Below are 7,181 nucleotides of genomic sequence, written 5' to 3' on the forward strand. Positions count from 1 at the left end.
GAATCATATCACATCATAGAATAATATTTAGAGTATATTATGGCTTACTTACCCTTTTATCAGCAGCAAACTTAGCCAAAAAACCATTAAATGAATAAGGATTTATTATGAATCCTAAAGAAATTGCTACACAACTTCGCTGCCCTTCAGGTCAAAAAGCCTCTGAAGTTGCCCAGCAAATGAACAAAGCCAATCACCAAACAAATGACAAATGTATTAATTTACTGCACATCACTGACAATGACCATGTATTAGAAATAGGACCCGGTAATGGTGCTTTTGCACAACAGATTATTAAAAGTGCAACAAATGTAGTCTATAAAGGTCTTGACTGGTCCAGTCATATGGTAAAAGAAGCCAGAAAGCTCAATAAGCAGTTTATTCCCTCAAAAATAGTTAGTTTTCACCAAGGTAGCTCCGATGCTATCCCTTTCTCTTCCTCCTTTTTTAATAAAGTATTATCCATTCATACTTTATACTTTTGGGATTCCCCTTCCCTACACTTTGCTGAAATACACAGAGTTATGAACAAAGATGGGTTATTTTGTATCGCTTTTGGTGATAAATCATTTATGAAAGACTTGCCCTTTTCACCTTTTGGTTTCACTCTTTATCACTCAAAAAAAGTTGAACAACTACTGGTAGCTACTGGATTTCATATTCAAGAAATTCAGCAGCATTTTGAGACGGGGCTAAGTAATACAGGCGATACTATAGAAAAGCTCATTAATATTATTCTATGTAGAGTTTAGTAAAACCTGTTCTTAGTATATAACCTTAGTGAAGGAGTTTTAAGGTGACGTTCAAGTGAAACTTCTCCACCTAAAATATGTTGATGAAGTCTTTTTATAGGTAAATGTAACCTATAAAACAGTTGTCACACAGATTGACAAGTTAAGTATTGAGTACTTTGTATATCTAGTACTCTTCTCATTACGATGCTAGGTCTATATACAGTGTAAGCCTAGCACCTGATAACACACTCAAAGTATTGGCTGTGTTTCAAATTGCTTGACCCCTTCTGGGATCTGATACCATGCTTGTTTTTCTTTCACCCATACATGAACAGTTGGATTAATAATACGAGTATCATTCAAAGTACATGGTTTTAACTTAATAACATCTGGCTTATCGGGATCAAAATGATACATGCGATTACCGCAATTAGGACAAAATTTAGCATAGTTTTTATTACCACTATCTGCTAAACGTTCCCACTGCTTCATCTCGCCCTGAAAGGAGACAGAATCAGCTTTAACCACAGCAGTTATGCTAAAAGCACTGGTCGACAACTTCTGGCATTCTCGACAATGACAAGCAATTACAACTGAAGGAGGTTCCAACAATTGATAGGTTACATTGCCACATTGACATGATCCTTTAATAGGATATGAAATATCACTCACGGTACTCTCCAATACTCATCAGAGGGAAAATAAGTCCCTTTTATTATTTCGATGTTATAATTTCAATGCTATTGAAGCCACAGCAGAAATCTTAGTGTCAAAACTAGAAATCCCTGAAAGGGTTGCTGTATGATGCTCACGTATTTGTTCTGCTGATGCATGTTTTTTATCATGTGTGGTATGTGCATCAGCCACCAGTTGAACATTATAGCCTAATGCTGCAGCACGACGTACCGTAGTATCAATACAAAATTCGGTGGCATAACCACAAATAATCAAGTTGTTCACATTTAGTGCTTGTAAATGATCAGCGAGATCCGTTCGTAAAAATGAATCCGGTGTTGTTTTGCGTACTTTATAGTCGTTCTTTTCAACCTTCAGGCCAGACTGCAACTTCCATGTATCACTTCCATACTCCAGTAATGTATGTGGCTGCTCATGCTGTATAAAAAAAACAGGCATATTTGAACTTCTTGCCTGATGAGTAATAGCATTTATTCGTTGTACAACTTCATCAGCTTCATAAGGTCTTGGCTCTTTATCAAAAAGGATACACTGTACATCAATGACCAATACTGCTGACTTCATAATCAATATGCCCTAAATCCCAGTCTATCTTATAAATTACACGGTATAGTCAGTACATTCACTCACTACACTTCGTGTTTACCAAGCAACAATGATAAATTGTTACTGCAAAATAGACAATTTTTGATTTTACAGAAGCTCTCAAGATGCCTAACCATCACCTCATACCAGTCTAAAATTCAACCAATGCAATCTAATTCAACTAAGTTGCCGGTGTTCTTCACTCTAGTCATTTATTAATATAACCACCCAGCAGTGCTTGTATATAAATTAAAGTGGCTACTGATAAGTCTTATAGTAGTAGACCTGTCTTGAGGCTTCACCACTTGACAACCCAGCTAACTCTTTTAAAACAACGGTAAAAACGAGAGAGGAAAAGCAATACCAACCTGATAGAATCAAATTGGTATTACTAGAAAAAATTTATGGAAAAATTGGAAAGGCTAATATTAAATACAGCAAAGCATAGTACTAGTTTAAAGCTTGCTTTGCTCTATATGCATATTCAGTATTGGGATATTTATCGATAATAAATTGGTATGTTGTACGAGCTTCTGCAGACTTATTTAATTTCTGATAGCTTTGTGCTTTTAAGAATAAAAGCTGTGCTTTAGCTTCATTATCATACTCATACATTCTAAGCGCTCTATCAGAGATTTCTATTGTTTCTTCAAAATCACCATCACTAAAATTATTTTGCGCTCTTATAAATGCCCCATCCCTAGCCATGGAACCACAGCCTGTTAGCGTCAACGCAAGTATCACCCAAAGCAGCTTTTTCATCTGAACAACCTTTCTCCTCTTGTAAATAAGCAAATCTTAACATACTTATTCCAACAGGAGACTAAGCGACACTGTACTCTTAGCCCTTTATAATGTTAACTATCTTCCAAAACAGCTCTTTACACAAGATATATACCCTACAAATATAATGGTTCTTCTATGATAAGCTGGACTGTTGACATACTTATAATAAATCAGAACTAGATCACTATTATTTTAACCAAAGAAAACTGATGTGAAATTGTATCCACTCAGATGATTGTCTTTTTCAAAAAGGCTTAGCGTTTTATAAAAATATCTATTTTTTTGCCAACATAGTATGATCTTTCCCTATTGATGGCTTCCCACTTACACCACGAGGCACCTGAGTAATCTTTCCCCCAGATTTCAAAAACTCATCAACTTGAGCATCAATAGACTGATGAGTTTCAATAACATCATTTGCCTTTACTTTCTTGCGTGACATATTAACTCTCTCATGTTGACCTTATAACTTCTTATTCAGTATAGTATAGGATTATAATTAATACAGTACATATATGAATATTCATTAAACAAATGATTTTTCAATTAAAATATTATTAAGAAGAGAGTAGAATTCATAGCCCTTCTTAGCATTCAAGCCTGAGGGAATTGACTATGAAGTATCCTAAGTGTCAATGAGAACAAAGAAACTCCAACACAACTTGTAACCACTGCGGTATTATTTTTGAAAAATATTTCAAATACCAGCCAACTGTAAACTCAACGATTTATCAAGCTAAAACTAGCATACAGCCTAAAATAACACTCAGAGAAATTTTATTTTATCCTGGAGAAAAAGTTGACCGTCTTTCTGTATTCAGTCGTGCTGCAGTGCAGATAATAATCACTATTTGGGGATTATCATTAATTTTTTCTTCAATTGCCAGCAATGCTGCTGGTAGCTCATTCTTACATTTACCTTTTCATGAAGCAGGCCATGTTATTTTCCGTCCTTTTGGTAACTTTATGACCTCTCTCGGTGGGACCCTAGGTCAACTACTAATGCCACTGATTTGTTTTTATGTTTTTTTATTAAACATCATAATACTTTTGCTTCATCAGTCTGTGGCTGGTGGTTTGGCGAAAATTTTCTAGACATAGCGCCTTATATTAATGATGCCAGAGTTCGGCAACTATTATTACTGGGAGGAAACTATGGATGTTCATCACCTTATGGTTTTCATGATTGGGAGTACCTTTTAACTGAAACAAGTTTACTTCAGTATGACCAATCAATTGCTGTAGGCGCACACTTCTTGGGATCAATTATTATAATCAGCTCAGTCCTTTGGGGAACCATCATCGTCTTAAAACAATTTAAAATGTTACATTGATCTTGTTTCTTTACCATAAATCAGATTTCCTCCAGATGGTTTTTTCTCGGTAAGCGATGGATTAGCCAATAACCAACACTCATTGACAAAACAACAATACCAATAGCAAAGATATAAAAGGGATCAGCCGCTTCATGATCCATAATAATCACTTTTCGAGCAATAGCCATGAGAGCTGTTGCCATGACGATCTTGACATGAATGACATCATCTCGCAAATAAACGGTAATATTTATAAATATCTCAATAGCAATTAATACGGCTAAAAAAGCGCCAAATGTCGCCAACATATCCGTTATTGTTAGAATTAAAAATGGTGGTGATATTAATCTTTGATATAATGTCCAACCAACATCAATAACTCCCATAATGATGACAAACACCATGAGTACAGCCAAAACTCTAACGGCAAAGTGTATTGAGTTTTGTAAGTTATAAATTAGCTTGTCTTGCGTATCAACTTTCACAGAACTAAAACCTCTCATCAATGGAAATTTATTCATTTAGATAAATCACTTAAACTATTCCAAAACAGGTGACTCAAAGTGATCTGGCTTTAACGTAATGACTGAACAGCGAACCGCATCTAATAAATTTTCGGCTTTATTACCAATTAGAAAGCCTGCAATACCTGTTCGGCATACTGTGCCCATAACAAGTAAATCCACACCATTTTGGTGAATAAAGGTTGGTAATACTTCTTCTGGTTCTCCCTCACTTAACACCTGCTGTAATTTGATTTTCGTTTCTTCTATAGGACGGGATAATTCAGTCAGTTTTTCGTTACGAGCATCTCTTTCCTTCAATGCAAACTCAGCAATTTCAAGCTCACTCAATCTACCCCATGAACGAAAATAGCCTTCCCCAAATAAGCGCCAAGCATGAAATACATAAAGTTCTGCATCATTAACTGATGCAAAAGCCGCAGCACAAGATATTATTTTTTTATTTAATTCAAGTCCATCATCTGTTGGGGCAACAACATCAACAGCCGCTAACACACGGTTAATTTTAGCCTGATGATCAGTAACTACTGTCCATAGCGGTGTTGGCGATTTCCGCATTAAATGGCGTGTAGTACTTCCGAATTGCGCAGCTCTACTTTTATATCCTCGACTTGCGTCAATTGCTATTAAATCAAACTCTTCTTTAGAAGCCAGCTTTATTATTTCCACAAAAGGAATCCCAGACGCCAACTCATAGTTAAATACACAGTTTTTGTATTGTGCACTTAACATATTGACTTCGTTTTCTAATTTTTTTTGCTGTTCCTTTTTAATTTGGTCGAGTATTTCCCACGATGCTTGTTGCGTGTATTGAGCTATACAATTTGGCGTTATCTGCTCAATTACGGATACTATTGTCACTGAAACTTGCTTCTTGTTTGCAAACTGAAATATTTGATGAAAATGATCACCCATAGTTTGTTCTGGCGAAATAGGAACCAAAATCTTCTTAATATTCATGATAAAACCTCTCTTTGATTTCCAACTATCGTTAACTAGACTTTATCGCTGTCAAGCCAGCCAGTGCCCATAAGCAATGTAGATTGGAATCCCTACTAAGACATTAAATGGAAAAGTCACTGCTAATGATGATGTAATAGATAGACTCATATTAGCTTTTGGTAAAGCCACTCTAAGTGCTGCAGGTACTGCAATATAAGAAGCACTTGCCCCTAAAACTGCAAGTAATGCTATACCACCTACACTTAACCCTAATAACTTAGCTAACAAACCACCCAGTAAGCCTCCAATAAGAGGCATTACCACCCCAAAGGTTGCAATAAAAGATCCTGTTGATTTAAACGAATCAATACGACTCGCTGCAGTTAACCCCATATCGAGTAAAAACAAAGCTAAAACACCATGGAATAAGCCTTTGAAAAAAGGCATTATCTGCTGTGTTTGCTCACCCCATATCCAGCCAATAACAAGCCCGCCCAGCATAAGCACAACACCTTGACTACAAAACATCTCATGTAATAATTTACGTCGTTCTGAACCTAGTGCTCTTCCTTTGGCTAAAAAAATACCAACAGCAATAGCAGGTAATTCAAGCAATACAACAAAAAGCGGGAAATAAGCTTCATAAGTAATTGACTGAGATTCAAGTAAAGCAACTGCTACCGCGTAGGTCCCAACACTTACAGACCCATAGTGAGCGGCTATAGATGCAGCATCAGTTTTAGCTAACTGACCAAAATATGTCAGTATGGGAAATGCAATAAAGGTTAGCATGACACCAAATGCAATGACCGCTAGCGCTTGAGTAATTAATGAGCTATCCGCATGATCAGCCAGGGCTACCCCCCCTTTTAAACCAATAGCAATCATTAAGAATAAAGTTAGGGTTTGTGAAAGCCCTTTAGGGAAAACTAATTCTGCTCGCATTAACTTGGCGATGATCCCCAGTATAAAAAATGCGACCACAACATCAAGCTGCATACTTCCTCCATTAAAGGTCAAGAGCTAAAAACACTGTTTTTCAGTGATGCGTGGCTAATCGCAGAGGGTTCACTTGTCTGTTTTAATGCTTTTACATTGATTAGGTTAATGGCTAATATAAAAGCACCCACACAAGCTAGTGCCCAGCTGATATAGTTTTGACTGGCTAACACTGCCCCCACCAAAATCAAACACAAACCAACCAATACCCCAAAGGTCACAGATCGATTAAACCGCATAATTCATCCTCCCTTAGTTTTCCTGGTAACCTGGTAAACTATCTAACATCTCGTTTTCCAATGAACAGTCGGTTTTAACAAACCAAACTAATTCCGTTAAAAAACCTTTGTTATGGGATAATCATGAACTACAAACTAGTTAGATAAAAATAGATATTATCTAGATTTCATATAGATAAATATCTATATATTATTATATCAACCACTATTCCCAGCTATCTCCAGCCAATTAATTCCTCTATTTTTCAATGAGATATACTCGACTTTGGCCATTTAGCTTAAGCAGATGTGCTCAAACAATGAACAGAATTTGTTTTTTTTGGTAGAAAACAAGCAGAATAACTGGAGTTTAAGTGACAA

At 36.2% G+C, this 7,181-nt stretch carries 10 protein-coding genes; 2 read left to right on the forward strand and 8 right to left on the reverse strand.

All coding sequences use genetic code 11. The annotated features are described in order from the left end of the window. Positions 1-107 precede the first annotated feature (107 nt). On the forward strand, positions 108-752 hold the full coding sequence (locus KCG35_RS22885; protein ID WP_215822180.1) for a class I SAM-dependent methyltransferase: 645 nt from the start codon (positions 108-110) through the stop codon (positions 750-752). A 231-nt stretch (positions 753-983) separates the two neighbouring features. Here KCG35_RS22885 and KCG35_RS22890 read toward each other — a convergent pair whose 3' ends face one another. The 4 genes from KCG35_RS22890 to KCG35_RS22905 all read right to left on the reverse strand — a co-directional run bounded on the left by KCG35_RS22890 (position 984) and on the right by KCG35_RS22905 (position 3,243). Then, a complete protein-coding gene (locus KCG35_RS22890; RefSeq protein ID WP_309227488.1) occupies positions 984-1,406 on the reverse strand; it encodes a GFA family protein in 423 nt (140 codons plus the stop codon). A 54-nt stretch (positions 1,407-1,460) separates the two neighbouring features. Next, positions 1,461-1,994: a cysteine hydrolase family protein gene (locus KCG35_RS22895; protein ID WP_215822181.1), complete on the reverse strand. Its 534-nt coding sequence runs from the start codon at positions 1,992-1,994 to the stop codon at positions 1,461-1,463. A gap of 471 nt (positions 1,995-2,465) precedes the next feature. Beyond that, complete coding sequence (locus KCG35_RS22900) at positions 2,466-2,777, reverse strand: tetratricopeptide repeat protein (RefSeq protein WP_215822182.1); 312 nt, start codon at positions 2,775-2,777, stop codon at positions 2,466-2,468. Between the two features lie 298 nt (positions 2,778-3,075). Further along, a complete protein-coding gene (locus KCG35_RS22905; RefSeq protein WP_215822183.1) occupies positions 3,076-3,243 on the reverse strand; it encodes a hypothetical protein in 168 nt (55 codons plus the stop codon). A 389-nt stretch (positions 3,244-3,632) separates the two neighbouring features. Here KCG35_RS22905 and KCG35_RS22910 point away from each other — a divergent pair, with 389 nt between their 5' ends. Then, the gene (locus KCG35_RS22910) at positions 3,633-3,896 is read left to right on the forward strand and encodes a hypothetical protein (RefSeq protein ID WP_215822184.1); all 264 of its coding nucleotides are present in this window, start codon (positions 3,633-3,635) and stop codon (positions 3,894-3,896) included. Between the two features lie 259 nt (positions 3,897-4,155). Here KCG35_RS22910 and KCG35_RS22915 read toward each other — a convergent pair whose 3' ends face one another. Genes KCG35_RS22915 through KCG35_RS22930 form a run of 4 tightly spaced genes read right to left on the reverse strand, consistent with a single transcriptional unit; the run spans position 4,156 to position 6,821 of the window. Then, the gene (locus KCG35_RS22915) at positions 4,156-4,602 is read right to left on the reverse strand and encodes a phosphate-starvation-inducible PsiE family protein (protein ID WP_215822185.1); all 447 of its coding nucleotides are present in this window, start codon (positions 4,600-4,602) and stop codon (positions 4,156-4,158) included. 54 nt (positions 4,603-4,656) lie between these two features. Next, the gene (locus KCG35_RS22920) at positions 4,657-5,601 is read right to left on the reverse strand and encodes a universal stress protein (RefSeq protein WP_215822186.1); all 945 of its coding nucleotides are present in this window, start codon (positions 5,599-5,601) and stop codon (positions 4,657-4,659) included. 51 nt (positions 5,602-5,652) lie between these two features. Then, on the reverse strand, positions 5,653-6,582 hold the full coding sequence (locus KCG35_RS22925) for a sodium-dependent bicarbonate transport family permease (RefSeq protein WP_215822187.1): 930 nt from the start codon (positions 6,580-6,582) through the stop codon (positions 5,653-5,655). 17 nt (positions 6,583-6,599) lie between these two features. Beyond that, positions 6,600-6,821, reverse strand: a complete 222-nt coding sequence (locus KCG35_RS22930; protein ID WP_215822188.1) for a hypothetical protein — start codon at positions 6,819-6,821, stop codon at positions 6,600-6,602. Between the last annotated feature and the right edge of the window lie 360 nt (positions 6,822-7,181).

Origin of the sequence: Zooshikella harenae (assembly GCF_018837975.1) — a bacterium.
In the GTDB taxonomy this organism is placed as follows: Bacteria; Pseudomonadota; Gammaproteobacteria; order Pseudomonadales; family Zooshikellaceae; genus Zooshikella; species Zooshikella harenae.